General features: G+C 58.5%; 19 protein-coding genes. 13 read left to right on the top strand and 6 right to left on the bottom strand.

Annotated elements, in window-relative coordinates; all coding sequences use genetic code 11:
• Positions 1 to 111: 111 nt before the first annotated feature.
• The 3 genes from J4E42_RS01140 to J4E42_RS01130 form a co-directional block, all read right to left on the bottom strand.
• Positions 112 to 870, bottom strand: a complete 759-nt coding sequence (locus J4E42_RS01140) for an HNH endonuclease (RefSeq protein ID WP_207284354.1) — start codon at positions 868 to 870, stop codon at positions 112 to 114.
• Complete coding sequence (locus tag J4E42_RS01135; RefSeq protein ID WP_207284353.1) at positions 867 to 3179, bottom strand: ATP-binding protein; 2313 nt, start codon at positions 3177 to 3179, stop codon at positions 867 to 869. Before J4E42_RS01135 ends, J4E42_RS01140 begins: the two co-directional genes overlap by 4 nt.
• A gap of 87 nt (positions 3180 to 3266) precedes the next feature.
• Positions 3267 to 4181, bottom strand: a complete 915-nt coding sequence (locus J4E42_RS01130; RefSeq protein WP_259331652.1) for a LysR family transcriptional regulator — start codon at positions 4179 to 4181, stop codon at positions 3267 to 3269.
• Between the two features lie 269 nt (positions 4182 to 4450).
• On the opposite strand from J4E42_RS01130, the gene J4E42_RS01125 reads away from it, so the two are divergent.
• The 4 genes from J4E42_RS01125 to pgm all read left to right on the top strand — a co-directional run bounded on the left by J4E42_RS01125 (position 4451) and on the right by pgm (position 10681).
• A complete protein-coding gene (locus J4E42_RS01125; protein WP_008044290.1) occupies positions 4451 to 5473 on the top strand; it encodes a zinc-dependent alcohol dehydrogenase family protein in 1023 nt (340 codons plus the stop codon).
• A 563-nt stretch (positions 5474 to 6036) separates the two neighbouring features.
• Positions 6037 to 7527 carry a hypothetical protein gene (locus tag J4E42_RS01120; protein ID WP_207284352.1) on the top strand — a complete coding sequence of 497 codons (1491 nt, stop codon included), beginning with the start codon at positions 6037 to 6039 and terminating at the stop codon, positions 7525 to 7527.
• Positions 7524 to 8924, top strand: coding sequence for a PLP-dependent aminotransferase family protein (locus J4E42_RS01115; protein WP_207284351.1), 1401 nt, complete (start codon positions 7524 to 7526; stop codon positions 8922 to 8924). The genes J4E42_RS01120 and J4E42_RS01115 overlap by 4 nt, the downstream gene beginning before the upstream one ends.
• Positions 8925 to 9034: 110 nt before the next feature.
• The gene (gene pgm / locus J4E42_RS01110; RefSeq protein ID WP_192416332.1) at positions 9035 to 10681 is read left to right on the top strand and encodes a phosphoglucomutase (alpha-D-glucose-1,6-bisphosphate-dependent); all 1647 of its coding nucleotides are present in this window, start codon (positions 9035 to 9037) and stop codon (positions 10679 to 10681) included.
• Between the two features lie 162 nt (positions 10682 to 10843).
• On the opposite strand, the gene J4E42_RS01105 is transcribed toward pgm, so the two are convergent.
• On the bottom strand, positions 10844 to 11539 hold the full coding sequence (locus J4E42_RS01105; RefSeq protein WP_207284350.1) for a pirin family protein: 696 nt from the start codon (positions 11537 to 11539) through the stop codon (positions 10844 to 10846).
• 238 nt (positions 11540 to 11777) lie between these two features.
• On the opposite strand from J4E42_RS01105, the gene J4E42_RS01100 reads away from it, so the two are divergent.
• A complete protein-coding gene (locus J4E42_RS01100) occupies positions 11778 to 14249 on the top strand; it encodes a UvrD-helicase domain-containing protein (protein WP_207284349.1) in 2472 nt (823 codons plus the stop codon).
• Between the two features lie 63 nt (positions 14250 to 14312).
• Here J4E42_RS01100 and J4E42_RS01095 read toward each other — a convergent pair whose 3' ends face one another.
• Positions 14313 to 14585 carry a DUF1652 domain-containing protein gene (locus tag J4E42_RS01095; RefSeq protein ID WP_192227150.1) on the bottom strand — a complete coding sequence of 91 codons (273 nt, stop codon included), beginning with the start codon at positions 14583 to 14585 and terminating at the stop codon, positions 14313 to 14315.
• 262 nt (positions 14586 to 14847) lie between these two features.
• Here J4E42_RS01095 and J4E42_RS01090 point away from each other — a divergent pair, with 262 nt between their 5' ends.
• Genes J4E42_RS01090 through J4E42_RS01075 form a run of 4 tightly spaced genes read left to right on the top strand, consistent with a single transcriptional unit; the run spans position 14848 to position 18622 of the window.
• Positions 14848 to 15663, top strand: a complete 816-nt coding sequence (locus J4E42_RS01090; protein ID WP_207284348.1) for an AraC family transcriptional regulator — start codon at positions 14848 to 14850, stop codon at positions 15661 to 15663.
• Positions 15664 to 15713: 50 nt separating this feature from the next.
• Complete coding sequence (locus J4E42_RS01085) at positions 15714 to 17120, top strand: FAD-binding oxidoreductase (protein ID WP_207284347.1); 1407 nt, start codon at positions 15714 to 15716, stop codon at positions 17118 to 17120.
• A 30-nt stretch (positions 17121 to 17150) separates the two neighbouring features.
• Positions 17151 to 17492, top strand: a complete 342-nt coding sequence (locus J4E42_RS01080; RefSeq protein ID WP_008026311.1) for a cupin domain-containing protein — start codon at positions 17151 to 17153, stop codon at positions 17490 to 17492.
• 44 nt (positions 17493 to 17536) lie between these two features.
• Positions 17537 to 18622 (top strand): polyamine ABC transporter substrate-binding protein, encoded by a 1086-nt coding sequence (locus tag J4E42_RS01075; RefSeq protein ID WP_207284346.1) that lies wholly within the window; start codon positions 17537 to 17539, stop codon positions 18620 to 18622.
• A gap of 43 nt (positions 18623 to 18665) precedes the next feature.
• On the opposite strand, the gene J4E42_RS01070 is transcribed toward J4E42_RS01075, so the two are convergent.
• On the bottom strand, positions 18666 to 19322 hold the full coding sequence (locus tag J4E42_RS01070; RefSeq protein WP_192416339.1) for a lysozyme inhibitor LprI family protein: 657 nt from the start codon (positions 19320 to 19322) through the stop codon (positions 18666 to 18668).
• A 410-nt stretch (positions 19323 to 19732) separates the two neighbouring features.
• Here J4E42_RS01070 and J4E42_RS01065 point away from each other — a divergent pair, with 410 nt between their 5' ends.
• The 4 genes from J4E42_RS01065 to J4E42_RS01050 all read left to right on the top strand — a co-directional run bounded on the left by J4E42_RS01065 (position 19733) and on the right by J4E42_RS01050 (position 24828).
• A complete protein-coding gene (locus J4E42_RS01065) occupies positions 19733 to 21190 on the top strand; it encodes a serralysin family metalloprotease (RefSeq protein ID WP_207284345.1) in 1458 nt (485 codons plus the stop codon).
• A 73-nt stretch (positions 21191 to 21263) separates the two neighbouring features.
• Positions 21264 to 21650, top strand: coding sequence for an AprI/Inh family metalloprotease inhibitor (locus J4E42_RS01060; RefSeq protein ID WP_207284344.1), 387 nt, complete (start codon positions 21264 to 21266; stop codon positions 21648 to 21650).
• Positions 21651 to 21730: 80 nt separating this feature from the next.
• Positions 21731 to 23497 carry a type I secretion system permease/ATPase gene (locus tag J4E42_RS01055; RefSeq protein WP_207284343.1) on the top strand — a complete coding sequence of 589 codons (1767 nt, stop codon included), beginning with the start codon at positions 21731 to 21733 and terminating at the stop codon, positions 23495 to 23497.
• Positions 23494 to 24828 carry an HlyD family type I secretion periplasmic adaptor subunit gene (locus J4E42_RS01050; protein WP_207284342.1) on the top strand — a complete coding sequence of 445 codons (1335 nt, stop codon included), beginning with the start codon at positions 23494 to 23496 and terminating at the stop codon, positions 24826 to 24828. Before J4E42_RS01055 ends, J4E42_RS01050 begins: the two co-directional genes overlap by 4 nt.
• Position 24829: the final 1 nt, after the last annotated feature.

Raw genomic sequence — 24829 nt, 5'->3', positions numbered from 1 at the left:
GGCTTCGATCAATGGGGTTGAAGGAAAATCTGTCTTTCCATGGTGGTAAAAGTCTGGCTTGGGACCGAGTCGTTTCCCTCGCGAGCAATCTCGCTCCCACAATGATTGCTCTTACGGGTGTGCCCACAGGGCAGTTGATTGATTGCCGTCATTCAATCGGTTGACGAAAACCCTGTCCATCGCGCTTCGAAACGCTTCTAGCGCCGGGCGAGGCGTGGTTTCTGGCTCGGCGTCGAGTGTCTTCTCCATCCGTACCCAGCCCGCCAAGGTGGGGTAGTTGCGCTTGAGGCTTTGCTTGCCGACCACTTTACTGAGCAGCTCGCTGCATAGGTGTTGACCTTGGGGTGTGAGGCCGTGATAGGTAACGAATTCATACCGGTTGGTTTCCATCCGCATGAAACGAACGTGTTCGTCGTAGTTGTGGAAGCGGGGATGAAAGAACGTCATTGTCTCCACGGCGGGGTAGCGCCGATGGGGGGCGGCGAACTTTCCCCAATCAGCTTTGCTTTTTATCGAGTTGCAGTCGACGCATATGATCGCCAGATTGCGTGTGCGCAAGACGAACTCCGGATAGACATGACGAGGCAGAACATGCTCGATTGGTGCGGCATGGGCATTATTGAGCAGCCATCGCTTGCAGTAGCAACAGCGCGGCTCCTGGCGATTCATCAGGCTTTTGCGTAAAAGTTTCTTGAGATCGCTGTGTTTAGCGTCCTCAATGTCTCCCAAACGAGTCCACACCTCCTTATCACCCGCTTTGGCTGCTCGCCGCAACTCATGCAGCAACGTCATGCGCTCACGGCGTTCGGGCTTCTTTTTTTTGACAGCGCGAAGTTTAAGCTCAACTGGCTGCGGGGGCTGGCTGGTCATACCGATAGCTCCTGATGCGCCAAGGTAAAGGTTTCGACAATGGCGTGACGCGCCTGATCGATCAGTTGCATATCCTGCTGGTATCGCTTGTCGTTGTCGTCACCGGAGCTCTCCATGATATCGGCCATACGTACAAGAGAAGTCAGCAGTGCTTGCTGCAGCTCGGGGTGGTTACCACGCTCGCCTCGATTCGTCACCCGGATAGCTTCGGTTACCAAGGCGGCACAGCGCTCCGCGATTTCGCGATTGTGTGGCGTGTAGGTCTCGAAGCCACCCATCAGGATGGTTTCGACCGAATGACGTTGATCAGGCGCAATAATTGTCAGTTGCTGATCCTTGGCGAGGAAACAATGGCTCAGGTCGTCTTGGGCATTGGCGATCAAAGTGGGGGAGTGGGTAGCAATCACCAGCCGGCATCGCAATTGCCCGGCTGTGAGGCTGAACAAGGTTGGCAACAATTGTTGCCAACTTACATGCAGGCTGATTTCCGGCTCGTCGATCAGCAATACCTTATCGGGTCCTGCGCTGGCGATGATCTTCGCGAACAGTAATAGGACTTGCTGTTCGCCGGAACTGAGGTCGCTGAATTTCAAAAGTTGTGAGCTTTCATGCTTGATGAGTGCGAGGTAGAGCCCCTTGAGCGGGACGGCTTCTCGCACTGCATCGGCCAGTGGCTTTACTTGGTCGACGAGGTCGAGGGGTTGCAACAGCTCACTGAAGACCCCTTTTGGCGCGAGATAGAGTCGCTGTTTGAAGCCCAACTGATTCAGCACTTCTTCCAGCAATTGCGCACGATCAGGCAGCGTGAAGATTTCGGCCAGGAGGCCGATAAGCCCGAGCTCAATGGCTCGCGATAGATATCCTTTGCCTGTCCTGTCGCCCAGGTAGCGATAGTCGGGGTTTTTCTTGCGGTCGGTTAAAGGAAAGCGGTCGTTGGGGCCACTCACAATAGCCACGCTGGCAATTCGTTGTTCCTGCAGGTGGCCGACCAATGAAGCCAGCAACAGACTTTTGCCTGTGCCGTTGTTGCCGATGATGTAGGCGCAGACAGACGATTGATGAGTTACGAAGAGCAAATGCTCAAGTGGGCGACGGTCGAGCAGTGACACTTCGCGGCTGATAGAAGGGGGTGGCACTCGCTTCGCAGCGATAGAGGACTTCAGCACATCTAATAACGGTAGTACTTTGCAGACACCATCGATATCGCGGTAACCGCCATCAAACCACTGAGCGAAAAGACCTTTCAGCGGACCAAGGAACTGTGACAGGGGGTACTGGCTAAAGCGCAATTCAACAGGCGAAGCCCATACTTCGCAGATCGCTGCGGCAAACCACGCGAGTTGCTGTGTGCTAACGACGTGAGCAGTGTCCATCAAATAGCGTGTATCGATACATAGTGTTTGTCGACGATGCTGTTTGCGGCTGTTCAACAGCCAGGCACACCAGCGGGTTGCATTGGCGTTGCCGTTATAGCTGGTGAAGTCGAAGACTGCCTCGAGCAGGTCGTCGTCGTACAGTTTTCGCCTGAGGTTTTCCAGAACGATGCGCTCTGAACCGGGTGTTGGTTTGAAAAACACCAGCATTCGCTCCGTCAGGTTTTGCTGTTCGAGGCGTTTGTGCAGGTAGTCGAGGGGGCCCAAGTTCGCCGGGTTGTCCAGCAGGATGAGGCAATCGTCGTCGAGGTCTTCGGTTTCATCGGTATCGTCCGACGGGACATCGTTCAACGCCACCTCGATGTCCCACACGATCAACCTCAGGCGGGTCAAGTCCAGCATTGTGTAGCCGGTTTTGGCGAGCTTGTATTTGAACCTGTCCCGGTGCAGCTCAAAGTGCCTTACGAATGGCTCTCCACTGTAAGCGAACAAGTCTGACAATCCTTGCTTGCGCGCCAGGCCGCAGGCAAATGCGGCAATGTTTTCAGCATGGCGGCGATCGAAGCGATACTTGGAGATGGTGTGGTAGAAAAGCGCGTCGAACAGTTTTGGCCAATCGCTTTCATGGAGGTCATCGAGCACGGCATCCAGCAGCAACTCCAGTCGTTCGTAAGTATCAACTTGTAAGCTGGCGAACTTGGTGGCGCGACCGCAACACTCCATCAGCATTTGTGCACGGGCTTCAAGGGAATCGTGGAATGCCCAATACCGCTTCTCGCGCTCTGCAAGCCATCTGAGGCTGTTCCAGTCGATGATTCGTGCAGCAAGGGCGTAAATCAGCAAAGACTGGAAATCGTCCTGCGTCATATTGCCTTGAACCTGTAGATCGTGTGTTTGCTTCAGAAGGCTGCTCAGCCAAATACTGCTTTCATCCATGAGCGTCGACCTGATTTAAATCGATAAAGGGCTGAGGGACACGTCCACGGTGTGAGACGATTCTGGGGTTTGCGCCGGTTGTTTATTTCAAAGGCTATCCGGATCCCCAAAGAACATCTGAATCCGCGACCTCAACCAACGCTCGCCCGGGTCATTGTCCTGCGACCCGCGCCACGCCATGTGCAATTCAAAGCTGCGCACCGGCAACGGCGGATCTTCCGCCCGCACACCGCCTGCTGCCGTCAATGCGTCAGCCGTGTAATCCGGCACCGTCGCGACGATATCCGTCCCGCTGAGGAGCGTGCTGAGTCCGTTGAATTGCGGCACCGCGAGTACCACGTGACGTTTGCGCCCGAGTTTTTCCAGTTCTTCATCTATAAAGCCGCTCAAGTCACCGGCGAACGACACCAGCGCATGGGGGCGGGCGCAGAAATCATCCAGGCTCAACGGGCCCGGCACTGTATCGGCACGCAACAGTTTGGGCATGCTGCGGCGCAGCACTTTACGCTTGGCGTTGGCCGGCAGGTCGGCGGTGTAGCTGACGCCGATTGAAATCTCGCCCGAGGCCAGCAGGCTCGGCATCAGGATGTAGTTGGCCCGCCGGACCACCAGCACAATCCCGGGCGACTCGGCACGCAGGCGCTTGAGCAGCATCGGCAACAAAGCGAACTCGACATCGTCCGACAGGCCGATGCGGAACACCGCCGTACTGGTCGCCGGGTCGAATTCTGCTGCGCGGCTGACAGCCGTGGAAATCGAGTCCAGGGCCGGGGAGAGCAGGGCGAAGATCTCCACCGCCCGCGCGGACGGTTCCATGCTGCGCCCGGTTCGCACGAACAATGGATCATCGAACAGCCCGCGCAGGCGCGAGAGCGCAGCACTGATCGCCGGCTGGCCGAGGAACAATTTCTCCGCAGCGCGGGTCACACTGCGTTCGTGCATCAGTGTTTCGAAAACGATCAACAGGTTCAGGTCGACACGACGCAGGTCATTACGATTCATCTGGAGTCCTGGCAGAGTCATCAAGCTTGACGGGAGCAGCCATATGAGAACAATGGCCGGCATGAATATTACGGGGAAAGGCTGCTACTCTGCACCGAGTAATTCAGTTTTCCTACAAAGGCTGCTTCGGTTTCTTACGACATTTGAAGATGTCGCCGGCGCTGCGGAATCAATGACAGGCATGTCGACTATTAATAGCCACTGATAGTCTTGGGTAGAAAGCCCAGATAGAGTTCAGGGCATTAGAGGTTTCTTTGACGAGGTTTGCGATGTCCCGCACGATCCGTTTTCACAAGTTTGGTCCAGCCGAGGTGCTCAAATGCGAAGAGCATGCGGCCGCTCTCCCTGCACCGGGCGAAGTGCAGGTGCGCGTCGAGGCGATTGGCATCAGCTGGTACGACATACTCTGGCGCCAGAACCTGGCGTCCTCCCATGCTCGCTTGCCTTCAGGCCTTGGCCATGAAATGTCCGGCGTCGTGACGGCGGTTGGCGATGGCGTTGATGACCTGGCGGTTGGCGACAAGGTCGCCAGTTTCCCGGCTGAAAGTCCGAACGACTATCCCGTCTATGGCGAGCAAATCGTTCTGCCGCGCTCGGCACTGACCCGTTATCCGGACGTGCTGAGCCCGATTGAAGCGGCGGTGCATTACACGCCGCTGTTGATTGCTTACTTTGGTTATGCCGATCTGGCACGGGTCAAGCCTGGGCAATTTGCCCTGGTGACTGACGCGAGCCACTGCGCCGGGCCTTCATTCGTCCAATTGGGTAAAGCCTTGGGTGTACGGGTGATTGCCGCCACGAAAACGGCCGAAGAGCGTGAATACCTGCTGTCGCTGGGTGCCGAGAAAGTCATCGTCACCGAGGAAGAAGATCTGCTTATGCGGATCAACAAGATCACCGATAACCGCGGTGTCGATGTGGTGTTCGATGGCCTGGGCGGCCCGCAGATGTCGCTGCTCGGCGATGTGCTCGCGCCTCGCGGCAGCCTGGTGCTGTATGGCCTGCAAGGGGGTAACCAGACGCCATTCCCGGCCTGTGCAGCGTTCCAGAAGAACATTCAGTTCTTTGTACACTGCATCGGCAATTTCACCGGCAAGCCGGAGTTGGGCATCATTCAGGACCAGGTCGCACTGCAACGGGCCTTGCGCGACATCAACCAGATGACCGCCGATCGCGTACTGCTGCCGCTCAAGACTCGGGTCTTCCCGTTTTCCGAGTTTGTCGAAGCACATCGCTACATGGACGAATGCCCATGCCGCGAGCGGGTCGCCCTTCAGGTCGAACCTGCGTAACAGCCCCTGAAAAAGTCCGTGCCTGCACGGACTTTTTTATTGCCCCTCGCAAAACATTGGGACGTCTCATCGATCTGTCGATGGGTCAGTTCAGCAACTGAACTGGTTTTTGCTCTCGATCTGTATCTTCTAATCAGCATCTAAGCCTTGATAATTGAATGATTACTTTCATCTCAAGGAATGAGTCATGTCTGGGTGTCAGGCTGATACTTTTCAACGCACATTGTTAATAGATATCCGACCAGCAGTAATTCTTTGCGCAGCTTTCAAAAAGACATGTGCGGCTTCTATCTTTATTTCTTGTACTACCTATATGTGGGACGTTGTCGGACATTTCCTAGGATGTTCTGTTAAGTCGCCAGATGCCGGTGGTACGGGGCTTTTGTGCCATCCGGCTTCGACGGATACAGCGTCGGCGATCAACTATTTCAAATAATTACCAAAAGTATAAGTGCTAGCCTTTGACAATAATATCCAGCACTTCATCCGTGTCAGACAATCCGCTGTGCAGTGCATATCGCTGTTTATGCAGTACTGAACTTACGAGCATCAGGTAAATAAAGATGACCCATATCCATGATCAGGCGATGAACTATGTCTATCAGCAAATGCTGCAACGCTTGCTGAGTTTTTTCTCTCGGGCCGAACGCACGGCATTGCAACTGATGATCCAGCGTCTGGTGGTCGCCGCGGGGGGCATGGAGCGCATTGGCGATTACAAGGTGCTGGCGATCCAGTCCGGCTCGCGGGACAGTTGCTACACCCTGGCGCTGCTGCGCGCCGCACAACTGAGCATTGCCGGCCGGGCGCCCGCCACGTTCCAGTTGCGCGTGGCCTCCCTGCGAATGAACGGTGCCAGCTCGATGGCCCAGGAAAACATCCATCGCAGCTACAGTTCGTTGTTTCTCTACGACGATCCACGGGTCGAAGTGCTGATGGTGGATAACCGCGAAGTGTTGCCGTTCAGCCACCCGGCACCGATCTCCGACGCCGGTCGAGAAGCCAATCGGCTAAATGTGCTGATGGTGGGCCACCGTCGAACCTGGAACGGGCCAATCGATCTGTGGGACGACGGCTATCTGGCGACCGGCGAGTTCTATGGGCAGATCGCGCGTTGGGACGGTGGCGTCGATGCCTTGGTCAGCAGTGACACGTCACGTCAGCAAAAGCAGTTTCTCGAAGGCTTGAAGCGGGCGGCGGCCAAGGCCGGGCTCAAGACCTCAAGTCCGGTTGAAACAGGCTTTGATGAACTGTTCGCCTTGCTCGATGAGATCGGCAGTGACTGCTATCGCGCGTTTTATGCCGGACAGGGGCAGGCGGCATGGCGGCCGGCCGAGCGCTTCGAGGCCTGTCGCCGTACCACGTTCATCGACATTCAAGACATGCTGGTCAGCAACCTCGAAGAGCGCTGGCCGCTGCTCACCGAGTTTCTCGGTTTTCAACCTGACGAACTGGCGGCTCAGATCAGCGACAACGAATTCGTCAGCCTTTCGATATCCGCACACGTGCGAGGGCTGCAAGCGTGCTTTGTGCACGGTCGCAGCTATGAGGCGGGTGTCGCCGAATACTTGCAACGGGCGTTGGTGATGATGCGCCGCAAGCGCCTCCCGGAGCGTTTGTGCGAGCAGGCAGTGGCGGTCTTCGGTAATCCGGCGAGGCTGTCCGAACAACGTGGGCTGGCCGCGGCCGAGGCGCAAAAAAACCTCGGTTTGACCGAGGCTCAGCTGGTGTGCCTGCTCTTCGCACCCTTTGTCGAAAACGGTGCTGCCCTTGAGCGCTTTCTGCGTCAGTGTCATCCCGGAATGCTGGTGGCGATGCCTGATCTGCACCGGGCAATGCAGGGCAATCCGGTGTCGGAGCAGATTCTGCAATGGATGGTCGACGTCAGCGGGCTGCCCGTCGGCCTGCTCGGCACACTTTACCGGATGGGGCCTGTGCCGGGAGCCGAGGGCAGGGTGGTTGACCCGGATGCTGATGGTGTGGACCTGCCATCTGAAGCCGCTGACTTTGGCGATGATGCCGCGGTGGCGGGTGAAGGGTCAGCGGGACATTGAAAGGACCACGCGAGACCGACTTTGCTTATCAGGCGGTGTACCGATACCTGACGCACCTGATCAATGAACCGGTCAGCGACACGCGTGTGCGCCTGCCGTCGTTGCGTCAGTTGGCGGATCGTTTGAGCGTGTCGATTTCGACGATTCAGTACGCGTATTCGTTGCTGGAGAAAGAAGGGCGCGTGTATTCGGTCGCCAAATCCGGCTATTACGCGTTGCCGGTGTCCGCCATCAATGCGCCCGGCAATGGCAATGACTTGCTCGAAAGCGTTTATTTCAGTGCCAGGTGCCCAGGCATGCTGGTGTTGAGCGCTGATGAGCCGGCATTGTTGCAACCCCTCGACAGTCCGTTACTGCTGCTGGAACGGGAACTGCTGCGCCAGTATCCGCGCCAGCCGCAACCGCCTTCGCAGCCCTGCGGGGAACTGGAACTGCGTGCTGCCCTGGCAGCGCGCTACACCACAACGCCGGTACGCTGCTGGCATGCCGATGACGTTTACATTGGCGCCGACTTGCGCGGCGTCCTGGAAATACTGATCGCCGTGTTGAGCCTCAAAGACGCCGCGGTAGTCCTTGAGTCTCCGTGTGACTGGGCGATTCTGCGCTTGCTCCAGGCCGCCGATGTCCAGGTGATCGAATTGCCGCTGCAAACCGATGGCGGGCTAGACGTCGAACAGCTCAAGAAGCTGCTGGAGACCCACCCGGTGCGGTTGGTCGTGCTGTCATCCGCTTTGAACATGCCGCAAGGCAGCCTCGCAGATGACGACAACCGACGAGCCATTGCGCAGCTCCTCGAACGGCATGGCAGCTGGGCGCTGGAAAACGATTGCTACGGCGAACTCGAATTCGAACCGGGCGGCTTGCGGTTTCGCGATCTGCTCGACCCTGAGCGGCTGATCGTGTTTTCCACGTTCGAGAAAATCATCGGCCCGGAAGCGCCCTACGGCTTTCTGTTGTCACGGCATTTCAGCGCCGAATTGCAGCGGCACTTTTTACTGCGTGCCTTTCGCCTGTCGCCGATTCGCCAGAAAGCCATTGCCCGTTTGTACGGTAACGGACGGATCGACCAGCACCTTCATGTGCTGCGCAGGTTGCTCAAGGACCGCAAGGTGCAGATGACGCAGTTGTTGCAGGAGCGCCTGGGCGATGCCTTGCATTTTGTCGAGCCTCAGGGTGGGGCAACGATTTGGGTGCGCTCCCTGCGACAGGTTGATGTGCGGCGGGTGTTTCAGCGCCTGCTCAAGCATCAGGTGGTGATTGCGCCGGGCGAGCTGTTCAGTTTGCAGGGCCTGCACACGCAACACTTTCGCCTCAGTCATAGCTTTGGCGGTGATCATGATCTGGCCGCTGCACTGAGCCTGCTCGGCGATGCCCTGCGCCTGGAATCGGTAGACTGAGCATGTTCGCAAAACATCCTTTGCGTCCGTGGATCGATCCCATCGCGTTGCGGTCAAACTGCCAGTAAACTGCGTCCCTATTCCTGAACCACTCTATTCAGAGGTTTTGCATGACACTCAGTCCTTTTGCGGGCAAACCGGCACCGGCAGAGTTGTTGGTCGACATCCCGCGACTGGTAACGGCTTATTACACCGGCCAGCCCGATGCCGCGATCTCCACCCAGCGTGTCGCTTTCGGCACGTCCGGGCACCGAGGTAGCTCGTTCGACTTGAGTTTCAACGAATGGCACGTTCTGGCGATCAGCCAGGCGATCTGCCTGTACCGCGAAGCCCAGGGCATCGATGGTCCGCTGTTCGTCGGCATCGACACCCACGCGCTGTCCACCCCGGCGGGCGCCAGCGCCCTTGAAGTGCTGGCCGCCAACGGCGTGACGGTGATGATTGCCGAGGGTGACGAGTACACCCCGACACCAGCGATTTCCCACGCGATTCTCTGCTACAACCGTGGCCGCACCTCGGGCCTGGCGGACGGCATCGTCATCACGCCGTCCCATAACCCGCCGCAAAGCGGTGGCTACAAATACAACCCCACCAACGGTGGCCCGGCCGATACCCACATCACCAAGTGGATCGAAGCCAAGGCCAACGAGCTGCTGGGCAACAAGCTCGCCGGCGTCAAGCGCATCAGCTACGAGCAGGCGCTGAAGGCCAGCACCACGCATCGTCACGATTACCTCAACACCTATGTCGCCGACCTGATCAACGTGATCGACTTTGACGCCATCCGCGACGCCAAACTGCGTCTGGGCGTCGATCCGCTGGGCGGAGCAGGGGTGCGGTACTGGTCGGCGATTGCCGAGCATTACAAGCTGGATCTGGACGTGGTGAATACGCAGGTCGATCCGACCTTCCGCTTCATGACGGTCGACTGGGATGGCCAGATCCGCATGGACCCTTCGTCCAGCCACGCCATGCAAGGCCTGATCGGCCTGAAAGAGCGTTTTGACGTCGCGTTCGCCTGCGACCCGGATCACGATCGCCATGGTATCGTGACGCCGTCCGGTGGTTTGCTCGCGCCGAACAGCTACCTGGCAGTGTCCATCGACTACCTGTTCCAGAACCGCCCGCAATGGCGCGCCGATGCAGCCGTGGGTAAAACCGTGGTCAGCAGTGGCTTGATCGATCGCGTGGCCAAGCGTTTGGGCCGTCGTTTGTACGAAGTGCCGGTCGGTTTCAAATGGTTTGCGGACGGTCTGTTCGACGGCTCGCTGGGTTTTGGCGGCGAAGAAAGCGCCGGCGCCTCGTTCCTGCGCAAGGACGGTGGTGTGTGGAGCACTGACAAGGACGGCTTGATCCCGGCCCTGTTGGCTGCGGAAATGACCGCCCGCACCGGTCGCGACCCGAGCCAGGCGTATCGCGCGTTGACCGATGAACTGGGCGAACCGTTCTCGGTGCGGGTCGATGCCAAGGCCAATCCGCAACAGAAAGCCTTGCTGAGCAAGTTGTCACCGGAGCAGGTCACCTCGACCCAGCTTGCGGGCGAAGCAATCCAGAGCATCCTCAGCCACGCGCCGGGTAATGACCAGGCGATCGGCGGTTTGAAAGTCATGACCGAAAACGGCTGGTTCGCGGCGCGTCCGTCGGGTACCGAAGACATCTACAAGATCTACGCCGAGAGTTTCGTCAGTGACGAGCATCTGAAGCAGTTGGTTGCCGAAGCTCAAACATTGGTGGATGGCGCTATCTCTGCGAAATAGTTGAGGGCCCCATCGCTGGCAAGCCAGCTCCTACAAAGGATTGCGCTGGCCCTGTAGGAGCCGGCTTGCCGGCGATGGCGGCATCAGACACGCCGCAAATCCCGAAGCAAAAAAAAGGGCGACTATGACAGTCGCCCCTTTTTTTGCCCGGCATTTACCCAATCAAGCCAGGTCCACCAAAACAATCTCACTGTCTTCAATGGCCGTCACGCGCAACACCTGCTCATCAGCCACCGCAACACCATCTCGAGCTTGTGCTCGCAAGCCATTGACTTCAATCGCACCCGTCGCCGGAACCAGGTAAGCACGGCGGCCATTGTCCAGACGATACTCCGCAGACTCGCCAGCCTTCAGGTTCGCCGCAACCAGGCGCGCATCCGCACGGATCCGCAGGCTTTGATCGTCGCCGGCCTTGCCGCTGGCCAGGGTCACGAAGCCTTCGCGCTGGCCTTTAGGGAATGGTTTCGCACCCCAGGACGGTGCCAGGCCTGTTTCGTTCGGGATGATCCAGATCTGGAAGATCCTGGTTTCAGTCGCTTCCAGGTTGTACTCACTGTGAGCGATCCCGGTGCCGGCGCTCATGACCTGCACGTCACCTGCTTCGGTGCGGCCCTTGTTGCCGAGGTTGTCCTCGTGGGTAATCGCACCTTCACGGACATATGTGATGATTTCCATGTCCCGATGCGGGTGTTTCGGGAAACCGGTACCCGAGGCGATTACGTCGTCGTTCCACACCCGAAGGTTGCCCCAGTTCATGCGTTTAGGGTCGTAGTATTCGGCGAACGAAAAGTGGTGATGAGCATCCAGCCAGCCATGGTGGGCGCCGCCCAGGGAGTTGAAGGGTCTGAGTTCGAGCATGATCGTCTCCTGTAAGGGGTGGTGAATGGCGAGCATCATCTATCAGGCACTGATCGATAAAAAGCGTAAAAAATGCCTCAATACAATCGAATAAATTGATATCAAATCACCTCGAAACATTCTCACCCAGCCTTCACTTCATCGCATAAGCCAATGACCTGTAAGCATTTCACTAGAACTGAACGGCAAATGCAGACACCATAGCCCTCAACAGCCTCACACCCTGGAGTCAGCCCGCGTGCCGCAACACACCCCCGATCTTCCTCCTGAACTTCGTCCCTTGGCCGAGATGCCGCTGCTCAAGCGCCTGGCCGCCCGATTCTTTGGCCACGGGCTGACGCGTCTGCGTGCACAACATCGGGCGTCATGGCTGCATGGCCAGGCCGACGGTTTTCGCAGCGGTCACAGCGCCGGGGTGGATTACGGCTATAAGGAAGGCAAGCTCGAAGGTCTGGAGGAAGGTCGGCAGGTGTTGCTGATTCGTGACTCGCGCTCCACCGAACACCGGCCCCCCAACGTCGATGACAACCTGTTCGACGACTGGCGCCTGCCATTGAGCGCAGAGCTGAAGAAGCGCATGAAGGCCGATGTCGCTCGTTTGCTCGCGCCGCACGCTCAACCTAGCACCGCGCAGTGGAAAATGATCTTCAGCGATACGCCATCGACGTCGGTCATTGCCGGCGCGGGGGCGGGCAAGTCGACTACCCTGGTGCTGCGTATTTTGCTGCTGACCCACTATCTGGGCTTCGAGCTGAGCTCAATGACCGTCGTGACCTTTACACGGGAGTCACGCAAGGACTTCATCAACAAACTGATCGAGATGTTTGCGCTCTGGGGGCGGCCGCTCGGTTTCAAGGAGGCGCGGGACCTGGTGCGCACCTTCCATTCGCGGATCCTGCCCATGGTGCGCAGCCTGCCGGGCTTCGAGCGGCTACAAGCGTTCGAAAACCTCAGCAACCGTGTGCAAGGTGCTGATGATGAGGCCGATAGCAATCCTTTCGATTTGCGCATCAACGACGCCCAGCGTCAGCAGCTCAACGCCTGCTATCACAACCTGCACACGCGTGATGAGCGCTTTCGCGAACTGATCAAGCCGTTGTCGCGCCATGCCTTGCAGCTCAAGGAGCTGGAGCGCGATCACCCGGACGTGCAAAAACGCATGGCCGTGACCGAACTGGCCGCCAAGCGTGATGAAGAACTGTGCGACTTGATTGAAGATTTGTGGTTTCGCGCGGGTGCCTGGCCCATCAAAGGCATCGAGCCCAATCGCCAGTCGTTTGATATCAACGGCTCGACCTTTCATTGCCATGGCTACATTCCGAGCCTGGACGCGTGGGTCGTGCTGGGTTTCGATCCTCGGGAAAACCCGCAGGTCAGCCGCCCGAATGCCAAGCTCAGCGTCCGTGCGGAATGGGCGGTAAAGCGAACCCTGTTTCAAGCTTTCTGCCGTAAGCCTTTGATATGGTTAGATAGTTATGAAGCTTCAAAGCGTGTTTTGGCCTCCCTTGCGGGCGATGCCAGCGCCGGGCCGGGGTTCGATTACAAGGTCAAGGGCGAGCTCGGTTCCGCGCCGTTGCTGGACTGTTTTGTCGCGGCGGCCGGGTTTATCGAAAACCTTGGCCTGGATGTTCCGAATGCCGTGGGCCAGATGAGCTTCGCCAAGGACGACCCGGACCGGTTTTTCTTCGAGGCCTTGAGCCTGTTCTGGCGAGCCCTGGAAGATCATCTGCTGGATCAGAAGCCGCCGGTGATGACCTACAACCGCATGTTCGCCTTGTTCAGCGAGCATTCCCCGGAAAACCAGAAGCTGTTGAGCGATGAACTGCTGCGACCGTTGTCGCACCTGATGATCGACGAGTTTCAGGACGTATCGCCGCAGATTGTTTCCTGGATTCGCGCCAGCCTCGCCGAGATTCGCAGTCGCGGCCCGGCCATGCACGTGGGACGCGGCGCTCAGCGTTCGTCGCTGCTGTGCGTGGGTGATGACTGGCAGTCCATTTATGGATGGCGCGGCAGTTCGCCGACGTATTTCATGGAGTTCAACAAGGAGTTCCCGTCGCCGAGCACGACCAAGGTCATGCTCAGCGACAACTATCGCAGCCATCAACACATCATCGATGCCGCCGAACACATCGTACGCGCCGCACCGGCCATCGCCGGCAAGAAGGCCAAGGCCAGTGGCGAGTCGAAGGCATTGCTGCCAGTCAACGTGCTCGATCGGGATGATCAAGGCTTGGCCAGGCGGTTGATGGAACACTACAGGCAGGGCGATACAATCTTGATGCTTTATCGAAAAAGCAGCGATAAGTCATTGATAGAAGAGCATATTCAGCCTGTAGTTAATGTTGATTCTAGCTTGCCGTACGAGTCGCGACGACTGAAGCAGTTGACCTATCACAGTGCCAAGGGTCTTCAGGCCGACGCTGTGTTTTTGCTGGGAGATTGCCAGCACCTGACCAGTTCGCCCTACAAGAATCAGGTCTACCGCATGGCGGGTCTGGGCAAGGCTGGCGACAACGAAGCTTACGATAACGCGCAAAAAGACGAGATTCTGCGACTGGCCTATGTGGGCATCACCCGGGCGGTCAGCCATTGCTACTGGTATGTCGATGGCCAGGACACCCAAGCGGCGAACATGCCCAAGGCTTCCGACCGGATCGGCAAGGGCAAGGCGTTTTTTGCCGATCACCGGGGCAAGACATCGGCGTAAACCCGTACTCACAAAAAAGCCCACAAGATGTGGGCTTTTTTTATGGCAGCTGCGCTTCAACCTTCAGGCATAACTCTTGAGGGCCACCGGAGGAATGAAAGACTCAAGCTCATCCTCCACCGCTTCGATGATTCGTTCTACGTCCGCTGCGTTCATGACAGTGGCGCATGGAATGCCGGCAATGGCGATCATGGTCTCGCCCGTGGCACGGTCAAAAAGACGGGCAATCATGCTGCCCGGTGCGTCCATGCTCGCCTCAAAACCCATGGGATGAAAATGCCAGCGCATCAGCTGGCAGGCGTTTGGAAAGGTGACTTTACTGAACCCTTTATTCATATGTTGCCCGCCTGATTCATCGAGCGCTTCCGTTAGCTCATGTTAGGAGGGAAGAGCCTTCATTGGCTCAACCGTTGACTGTCTTTAAAAGTAGCACCCGCATGTGAAAATAATGTGGATTTTTCAGGCCGATTGGCAATTGGTTGCTTTTTTTTGATTCGGCTCCCAGCGCTGTGACCTTTCAGCAAAAGGCCGGTACTGCTTGCTCATTGAAGCCGGTGCGGAATTTCGGCAAGCTCGCCTTTTTCTCGTCGAGTCCTTTATGCATGCCGATGATGATGGTCCGCTGCAAACCCAGGCCACGAGCGAGACGGTCATGCGCTATCACCTGCGCTGGAAGCACCGCGACCTGGACGGTGTCATGGCGTTGTATCACCCGGACATCCAGTACAGCGACTTCTTCCAGAACCGCGTGATGGGGCTGGACGAGTTGCGCGAGTACGTGCGCAGCAGCATGCCGCGCGATCCGGATGAAGCGCTGGAGCACTCGGATCGCATCCGTCTGGACGGCAACACCGCGTTCATTCAGTACCGCATTACCCTGCGCGGTGGTGAAGGGTTGGTGTCATTTCGGGCCAGCGAGGCGATTACCGTCCGCGACGGTCTGATCTGGCGAGTCAACGAATACGCCTCGTTGGTGCATGAGCAGCCCGTCAGCAAAACCGCAAACAGTGCACGCCCGGCCGTCAGCCGGCTCGGGTTGTCGCCGCGTCAATTGAGTTTCATGGCGCAGGACCTGCAACAGTACTTCCAGCACCAGCAACCCTATCTGGCCCCGGAGCTCGATTTGCAACGGGTGGCGAAGGCGTGCGGGTACAGCCGCAATCAGATGTCCTATCTGCTCAACCAGGTGCTGGGCCAGAGTTTCTACCGCTACGTTAACCAGGCGCGCTTGCAACATGTGCTCGCCGCGCTGGAGAACGCCGCGCCGCCACTGCGTATCGACGATCTGGCATTTGCCGCCGGCTTCAATTCGCTCTCGGCGTTCTACAGCTGTTTTCGCCAGCACACCGGTCTGTCGCCCAAGGCCTACGTCAAACAAATTTCTTTGCGTGCACGCGCGCAAGACAGCCTCTGAGCCCACGCACTAGGATCAACGCCATCGAAGTTTGAGTGGCGGAGTCTTGCATGCCGGCGTGGCGCACTATCAGTTTGTGGATGGATCAACTCGACGAGCCGTTGTTGGCGCGTCCGGCGCTGGAACACGATCTTGACGTCGACGTCGCCATCATCGGCGCGGGGTACACCGGGCTCTGGACTGCGTACTACCTCAAGCGCCTGGCGCCGGGCCTGAACATTGCCATCGTTGAAGCGCAGACCGCCGGTTTTGGCGCCTCCGGGCGTAATGGCGGCTGGTTGATGGGCAACCTCCTGGGGGAAGACCGCTTGCTCGCCGATTTACCGGCCGGGCAGCGGCGGGCGTCGTATGACCTGCTGCATAGCATTCCCGATGAAGTTGAAGTTGTCCTCGAACGAGAAGGCATCGCGTGCGATTACCGTAAAGGCGGGGCGCTGTATTGCGCGGCGCGGTATCCGGAACAGGAAACCAGCCTGCGACAGTATCTGGACAAACTGTATGGCCAGGGCCTGACGGAAAGCCATTACCGCTGGCTCAGCCCCGAGCAGTTGGCGCAACAGATCAGAATCGCCAAGCCTTATGGCGGTATCTATGCACCGCACGTGGCGACCCTGCACCCGGCAAAGTTGGTGCGAGGTCTGGCCCGGACGGTCGAACGCATGGGCGTCAGGATTTACGAAAACAGTCCGGTCACCCACTGGCAATCGGGCAGCCTGCGCACGGCGAAGGCTATGGTGAGCAGCCGCTGGATCGTTCCGGCGGTAGAAGGGTACGCGACCACGCTGCCTCCGCTGGGGCGTTATCAGTTGCCGGTGCAAAGCCTGATCGTCGCCACCGAACCGCTGTCCGCCGCCACTTGGGACGAAATCGGCCTGAGCCACGGGCAGGCGTTCGGCGAAAGCAGTCGCCAGGTGACTTACGGTCAGCGTACGGCGGACAACCGCCTGGTGTTCGGCGCGCGGGGTGGCTATCAGTTTGCCGGCAAGCTGCGCCATGACTTCGACCTGACCGCCAGTGAAGTCGACTTGCGGCGTTACCTGTTCGGCGAACTTTTCCCGCAACTCAAGAACGTACGTATTACCCATGGCTGGGGCGGCAACCTCGGCATGTCCCGGCGGTTCAAGCCGCACATGCTGTGCGATCAAGCGAGCGGCATTGCGATTTCCGGCGGTTATGGCGGGGAGGGCGTTGGTGCCAGCAACCTGGGTGGACGGACCTTGGCTGACTTGATCCTGCAACGCGATACCGAGCTGGTTCGCCAGCCGTGGGTCATCCCTCAGGGCGGTCTCGATGCACTGAAACCCTGGGAACCGGAACCCTGCCGCTGGCTCGGCTACAACGCGATCATCCGCAGCTTCGTCCATGAAGACCAGACCCTGGCCAACCCGGCTACCGCGCCTTGGCGACGCAAACTGGCCAGCGGGGTCGCCGGGATCATGGAAGGTTTCATGCAGTAATCGGCGCTTTCTCCATAGACAGGTACTCCCATGGGCATCACGCAGTTCAAGAACACCGCAACCCTGAAACTGGACGAATCAAACCCGGTCGCCGTGCCGTTGGGAACTCCCGTGGCGGTGGCGTCCACCACCAGCGTCGAACGCGACGACGGTGTCGAGACCGGCGTCTGGGAATGCACCCCCGGCCGTTGGCGTCGGCAGATCGTGGCCCAGGAATTCTGTCATTTCATCCAGGGGCGCTGCACCTTCACTCCGGATGACGGTGAAACCCTCCACATAGAAGCCGGTGACGCACTGATGTTGCCAGCCAACAGCCTCGGTATCTGGGACATCCAGGAAACCGTGCGCAAGACCTACGTTTTGATTTTTTGATCCTCTGATTGCCTGCCAACAAAAACTCACACAGGAATCCACTCATGATCCGAAAGATACTGGCACTCGCTCCCTTGGCGCTCTTCGTGAGCCTCAGTCACGCCGCCGACACCGTGAAGATCTACAACTGGTCGGACTACATCGCCCCGGACACCACGAAAGACTTTCAGAAAGAAACCGGCATCGGCTTCAGCTATGACGTGTACGACAGCAACGAAACCCTCGACGGCAAGTTGATGACCGGCAAATCCGGTTACGACGTGGTGTTCCCGTCCAACCACTTCATGGCGCGGCAGATCGAGGGCGGGGCGCTGAAGAAGCTCGACAAGAGCCAGTTGCCGAACTGGAAAAACCTCAACCCGGTACTGCTCAAAGCCCTGCAAACCAACGACCCGGGCAACGAGCACGGCTTCCCGTACCTGTGGGGCAGCACTGGCATCGGCTACAACATTGCCAAGGTCAAAGCGGTGTTGGGCGAAAACGCGCCGGTGGATTCCTGGGACCTGATCTTCAAACCCGAAAACATGGCAAAACTGCAGAAGTGCGGCGTGGCCATCCTCGACAACGGGCCAGAACTGCTGCCGGCCGCGCTGAACTACCTGGGCTTGCCGCATCACAGCAAGAACCCGGAAGACTACAAGAAGGCTGAAGCGCTGCTGATGAAAGTCCGGCCTTACGTCAGCTATTTCCACTCGTCCAAGTACACCAGCGACCTCGCGAACGGCGACATCTGCGTGGCGGTCGGTTTCTCCGGCGACATCCTGCAGGCCGAAAACCGCGCCAGGGAAGCCAAGAACGGCGTGGACATCGGCTATGCGATTCCCAAGGAAGGCGCCGCCATCTGGTTCGACATGGTCGCCATGCCCGCCGACGCCCCGGACGAAAAAGCCGGCTACGCCTTCATGGACTACCTGTTGCGCCCGGCCGTCATGGCCAGCATCAGCAACTACGTGCACTACGCCAATGGCAACGAACAGGCTGACAGCCTGATCGACCCGGCAATCAAGAACGACACCAAGGTTTATCCGAGCCCGGAAATGATGGGGAAACTGTTCGCGCTGGAAGCGATGCCGCTGAATATCGACCGGATTCGGACGCGGGTGTGGAACAAGATTCGCACGGGCAGCTGACAGGTTGCACCAACGCATCGGGACAGGATGTCCCGTTGCGCAATCAGCCGACCGGCTCGACCGTGCAACTCATTTGCCCCGAGCCGGGTATCTGGAACAAGGCATCGCTGCCGTTCTGCAAGAAGCTGTAGCTCCCCCGGTAATCCTTGCCGTTGAATTGGGTAGCGGAATCATTTGGTACCTGGATAAGGGTGGCAGAGGTATTCGCCCATTTCAGGTACACGACACGCGGCTCGACATTGAAGTAAGTGACGGCGATCAGCGCGTTGAGCCCGGTGCAACGAAAGGCTACCGGGCCGTCGGTGAGCCTGCTCGGGTCCTTGGTTCGTGCAATCACCGAGCCTTGGCGAAGCTGATGCGCACGCTCGGCATAACTGCGGATCGTGCAGGCCTTGGGCTCCGCCTCGGCAGAGCAGCGATTGCGGGCGTCCACCCAGAACCGTTGTTCGATCTCGACTTTGTCAGGCCGCGGCACTGAATGATCGTCTGTGAGCGCGAGGCGATAAAGGCGCGTCAGTTCAATGTCCATCTGCTTCAGTTGTGGGGTGCGGCAGATCAGCTTCTCGATGGCAGCGCTGGCCCTGGCGCAGTCGAAGCTGGTTGCCAGGACCGTAGAAGTCCCGGCATTCGCGCACAGGCTCGTTGCCGCACACGCACTGGCGGTAATGAGTGCGACCCACAAGGGCGTGACCCTTTTCATCTCGACTTCACCCGGATCATTTCATGAGGTCCGCGAAGAAAGTTAACCCGGTATTCAGTGTGGTCTCATTCTTCGAAAAGTCTAATTTTTACCCATGGAAGTGCGCGAATCAAAACGCCAATAGTCGGACGATTTTGATCTCGGCAACTTACTTTTATTTAATATTTAAATTGTAGATTGTCCGACAATAACGCTGGCTCACTATTTTAAATACGCCGACTTCTAATCGCGCCTATTGTTTTCGGGCATATTCTGAAGTGCGCAAACTTGACGCCAAAAAAGTAGTGGACGATTGATTTCAAATTGTGTCAGTTTTCTTTCGCCTTCATTGGGCGAGTGATAGGACGATCTCGCCAGAGATTGTTGCTATCTAAAAAAACTGTTCCATAGCAAAACAAGGAAGTGTGTTTATGTCGAAAGTAAAAGACAGCGCTATTGATTCCGCTGAACAGGCATTCCAGCCATTTCAAGCCTTGGCGGCTCCCAGTTCTGCGTTCAACCAGATCAATAGTTTCAGCCATCAGTATGACCGTGGCGGCAATCTGACAGTCAATGGCAAACCCTCGTTTTCCGTCGATCAGGCAGCCACCCAATTGCTGCGCGACGGAGCTGCCTACCAGGACAAGGACGGCAGCGGCAAAATCGAACTGACCTACACGTTCCTGACCTCGGCCTCGTCGAGCACCATGAACAAGCACGGGATTACCGGGTTCAGTCAGTTCAGTGCCCAGCAGAAAGGCCAGACCGTGCTCGCCCTGCAATCCTGGGCCGACGTCGCCAATGTCACCTTCACGGAAAAGGCCACCGGCGGCGACGGTCACATGACCTTCGGCAACTACAGCGGCGGCCAGGACGGCGCAGCGGCATTCGCTTATTTGCCTGGCACGGGCGCAGGTTACGACGGGACTTCCTGGTACCTGATCAACAGCAGCTACACGCCCAACAAGACCCCGGACCTGAACAACTACGGCCGGCAAACCCTGACCCACGAAATCGGGCACACCCTTGGTCTGGCTCACCCCGGCGACTACAACGCCGGTGAAGGCGCACCGACCTACAATGACGCGTCCTACGGGCAAGACACCCGCGGCTACAGCGTCATGAGTTACTGGAGTGAAAGCAACACCAGCCAGAACTTCAGCAAGGGTGGCGTCGAAGCTTATGCGTCGGGCCCGTTGATCGACGATATCGCGGCCATCCAGAAACTCTACGGCGCCAACACTACCACCCGCACCGGTGACACCACTTACGGCTTCAACTCCAACACCGGTCGCGATTTCCTGAGCGCGTCTTCGTCGGCGGACAAGGTCGTGTTTTCGGTGTGGGATGCGGGCGGCAAGGACACCCTGGATTTCTCCGGGTTTACCCAAAACCAGAAGATCAACCTCAATGAGACCTCGTTCTCCGACGTTGGCGGCCTGGTGGGTAACGTGTCCATCGCCAAGGGCGTCACCGTCGAAAACGCCATTGGCGGTTCGGGCAATGATTTGCTGATCGGTAACGGTGTCTCCAACGAGCTGAAGGGCGGTGCCGGCAACGACATCCTTTACGGCGCGGGCGGTGCGGACAAGTTGTGGGGCGGCGCCGGTTCGGACACCTTCGTGTTCGCCGCCAGCAGCGACTCCAAACCGGGTGCAGTCGACCAGATCCTCGATTTTGTCAGCGGCCTCGACAAGATCGACCTGACCGGCATCACCAACGGTGCAGGCCTGCATTTCGTTAGCGCATTCACGGGGGCGGCGGGCGATGCCGTGCTGACGACCTCTGGTGGTAACAGCTTGTTGTCGGTGGACTTCTCCGGGCATGGCGTGGCGGACTTCCTGGTCAGCACCGTCGGCCAGGCGGCGTACTCGGACATCGTGGCCTGATTCAAGGCAGAAGGAGGGCGGCGCCGATGCGCCGCCCTTTGTCACTTGAGCCACGACCCTGAGTGAAACGCCTATGATTTGTAACGCTTTTACCTGCAAAACAAACGTGTGGCTGTTAGCCGCGCTCATGATGTTTTTTGGAGATGTAGCCATGGCAAGCAGCCTGAAGTTGGCAGACCCGTCGGAGCTGGCGGGAAAATGGCGGGTGACGCAGCAAGACAACCCGTCGATCGTTTGCCCCCTCGAATTCAAAGCCAACCAGACGTTGGGCGACGGCACAGAGTGCCTCGTCGAATGGCTGGAGGAGCAACCGGTCGGCTGGTTCCCTGAGCCCGACGGCATCGCGCTCACCGGCAAGGAAGGGTCGAAGATTGTGTTTTTCAGTCGTCAGCGCGACGGGCTGTATCGAGGCACTTCAAAGTCCGGGCTGATCATAATACTTGAGCACCCGCTTGATTAATCGAGAGGCGCCAAGTTGTTATTAAAGTGTAAGTAACGACCTCGCCAGGCAGGCGCGGGACAACACCTCAGGAAGAGCCCATGAAGATGGCGAATAACCCGGTTTCCACGCCGTTAATAAGGGCGCTGGGTGATTACAAGAGCATTCTGATCAGCGTCGGTTGTTTTACGGCGCTAATCAACATTCTGATGTTAGTGCCTTCTATTTATATGCTCCAGGTCTATGACCGGGTGCTGTCATCGCAAAATGAAACCACGCTGGCCATGTTGTCGCTGATGGTCGTGGGGTTCTTTGCGTTTATCGGCTTGCTGGAGATTATTCGCAGTTTTATCGTCATTCGTATCGGCAGCCAACTGGAGCGCCGCTTCAACCTGCGGGTTTACCAGGCCGCTTTCGAGCGCAATTTGTTCAGGGGCGAAGGCAACGCCGGGCAGTCGCTGGGGGATTTGACTCACATTCGCCAGTTCGTGACCGGCCCGGCGCTGTTCGCCTTCTTCGATGCCCCCTGGTTCCCGGTGTACCTGCTCGTGATCTATCTGTTCAATGTCTGGCTCGGCGTGTTTGCCACGGCGGGCGCGGTAGTGCTGATCGGGCTGGCGTGCCTCAATGAGGCCATGACCAAAAAGCCTTTGGGAGACGCGGCGGTTTTCTCCCAGAAGTCCAGCCAGATGGCCACCAGTCACCTGCATAACGCTGAAACCATTCAAGCCATGGGCATGCTCGGCGCCTTGCGTCATCGCTGGTTCCAGGTGCATTCGCGTTTCCTCGGCCAGCAGAACAAGGCCAGCGACACCGGCGCGGTCATCAGTTCCCTGAGCAAAACCTTGCGTCTGTGCCTGCAATCCCTCGTATTGGGTCTGGGCGCGCTGCTGGTGATCAAGGGCGACATGACTGCCGGGATGATGATTGCCGGTTCGATCCTGATGGGCCGCGTCCTGAGCCCCATCGATCAATTGATCGCGGTCTGGAAACAGTGGAGCGGCGCCAAGCTCGCTTACCGCCGTCTCGATGCTTTGCTGCAAGCCTTCCCGCCGGGCGACGACGTCATGGCGCTGCCGGCACCGAAGGGCCACATCCGTTTTGAACAGGTCAGCGCCGGTCCTCCGGGGCAGCGTGGTGCGACGTTGCACCTGGTCAATTTCAGCCTCGATGCCGGCGAAGTGCTCGGCGTGCTGGGCGCTTCCGGTTCCGGCAAATCGACCCTGGCCCGAGTGCTGGTCGGCGTCTGGCCGACCCTTGGTGGCACGGTGCGCCTCGACGGTGCCGATATTCATCGCTGGAATCGCGACGAGCTCGGTCCCTACATCGGTTATCTGCCGCAAGACATCGAACTGTTCAGCGGCAGCATCGCGCAAAACATCGCCCGGTTCCGTGAGGCCGATCCGCAAACCGTCGTCGCAGCTGCGCAACAGGCGGGTGTGCATGAACTGATCCTGCGCATGCCTCAGGGTTACGACACGCTGCTCGGCGAGGACGGCAGTGGTTTGTCCGGCGGTCAGAAGCAGCGCGTGGCACTGGCACGTGCCTTGTACGGCAAGCCGAGCCTGGTGGTGCTGGACGAACCGAACTCCAACCTCGACACCGTCGGCGAAGCAGCATTGGCCAGTGCCATTGCGCAGATGAAAGCCCAGGGCACCAGCGTGATCCTGGTGACTCACCGCTCTTCGGCGCTGGCCCAGGCCGACAAGTTGCTGGTGCTCAACGACGGTCGTTTGCAAGCGTTCGGCCCGAGCCAGGACGTGCTCAAGGCGCTTTCCGGCGCCCAGGAACAAAAGCCTGCGCAGGCACCGGGTGGGTTGAGCATGAGCCGGCAGTATCAGCCCTCGACAAGGAGTTCGGGTGTATGAGCAACCTCAACGAAGCCAGCATGGAACACGACTACATCGCCGAACGCCCCGAGCGCGATGCTCGGTTTTTTGCGCGCATGGGCTGGATTCTGGCCATCGTCGGCGCCGGCAGTTTCTTCACTTGGGCCAGCCTGGCGCCGCTCGACCAAGGTATTCCGGTGCAAGGCACCGTGGTGGTCTCGGGCAAGCGCAAAGCGGTGCAATCGATGAGCAGCGGGGTGGTCAGCCGGATTCTGGTGCGCGAAGGTCAAGCGGTGAAGCAGGGTCAGCCGCTGTTTCAACTCGACCAGACCCAAGTCGCCGCCGACGTGCAATCCCTGCAAGCGCAATACCGCATGGCCTGGGCCAGCCTGGCGCGTTGGCAAAGCGAACGGGACAACCTCAATCAGGTGAGTTTCCCCGCCGAACTGAGCAACGATCCCGACCCGCGTCTGGCATTGGTACTGGAAGGCCAGCGGCAGTTGTTCAGCAGCCGCCGTGAAGCGTTTTCCCGCGAGCAGGCTGCCTTGCGCGCCAGCATCGAAGGCGCTGGCGCGCAACTGGCCGGGATGCGCCGCGCACGCTCGGACTTGACCGCCCAGGCCAGTTCCCTGCAACAGCAACTGAGCAACCTTCAGCCGCTGGCGGACAACGGCTACATCCCGCGAAATCGGCTGATGGAGTACCAGCGCCAACTGTCGCAGGTGCAACAACAATTAGCAGAAAACACCGGCGAAAGCGGCCGGGTGGAGCAGGGCATCCTCGAATCGCGGCTGAAACTGCAACAACACATCGAGGAATACCAGAAAGAAGTTCGCACCCAGCTGGCCGACGCGCAGCTCAAAAGCGTGACGCTGGAGGAGCAACTGACCTCCGCCGGTTTCGACTTGCAGCACAGCGAAATCATCGCCACCGCCGACGGCATCGCGGTCAACCTCGGGGTGCATACCGAAGGTGCGGTGGTGCGCCAGGGCGAAACCCTGCTGGAAATCGTTCCGCAGGGCACTCGCCTGGAAGTGGAAGGGCATCTGCCGATCAACCTGATCGACAAGGTCGGTACGCACTTGCCGGTGGACATTTTGTTCACCGCGTTCAACCAGAGCCGCACGCCACGGGTTCCCGGCGAAGTCAGCCTGATTTCCGCCGACCAGATGGTCGATGAGAAAACCGGTGCTCCGTATTACGTACTGCGCAGCAGCGTCAGCGAACACGCCATGGAAAAACTCAATGGCCTGGTGATCAAGCCCGGCATGCCCGCGGAAATGTTTGTGCGCACCGGTGAACGTTCGCTCCTCAACTATCTGTTCAAGCCGCTGCTCGACCGGGCAGGTTCCGCGTTGACCGAGGAATAAG

The organism is Pseudomonas sp. FW300-N2A2 (genome assembly GCF_017351735.1).
GTDB lineage: Bacteria > Pseudomonadota > Gammaproteobacteria > Pseudomonadales > Pseudomonadaceae > Aquipseudomonas > Aquipseudomonas migulae.
The sequence above is the reverse complement of the archived record's forward strand: the minus strand, read 5'-3'. Positions and strand labels throughout refer to the sequence as shown.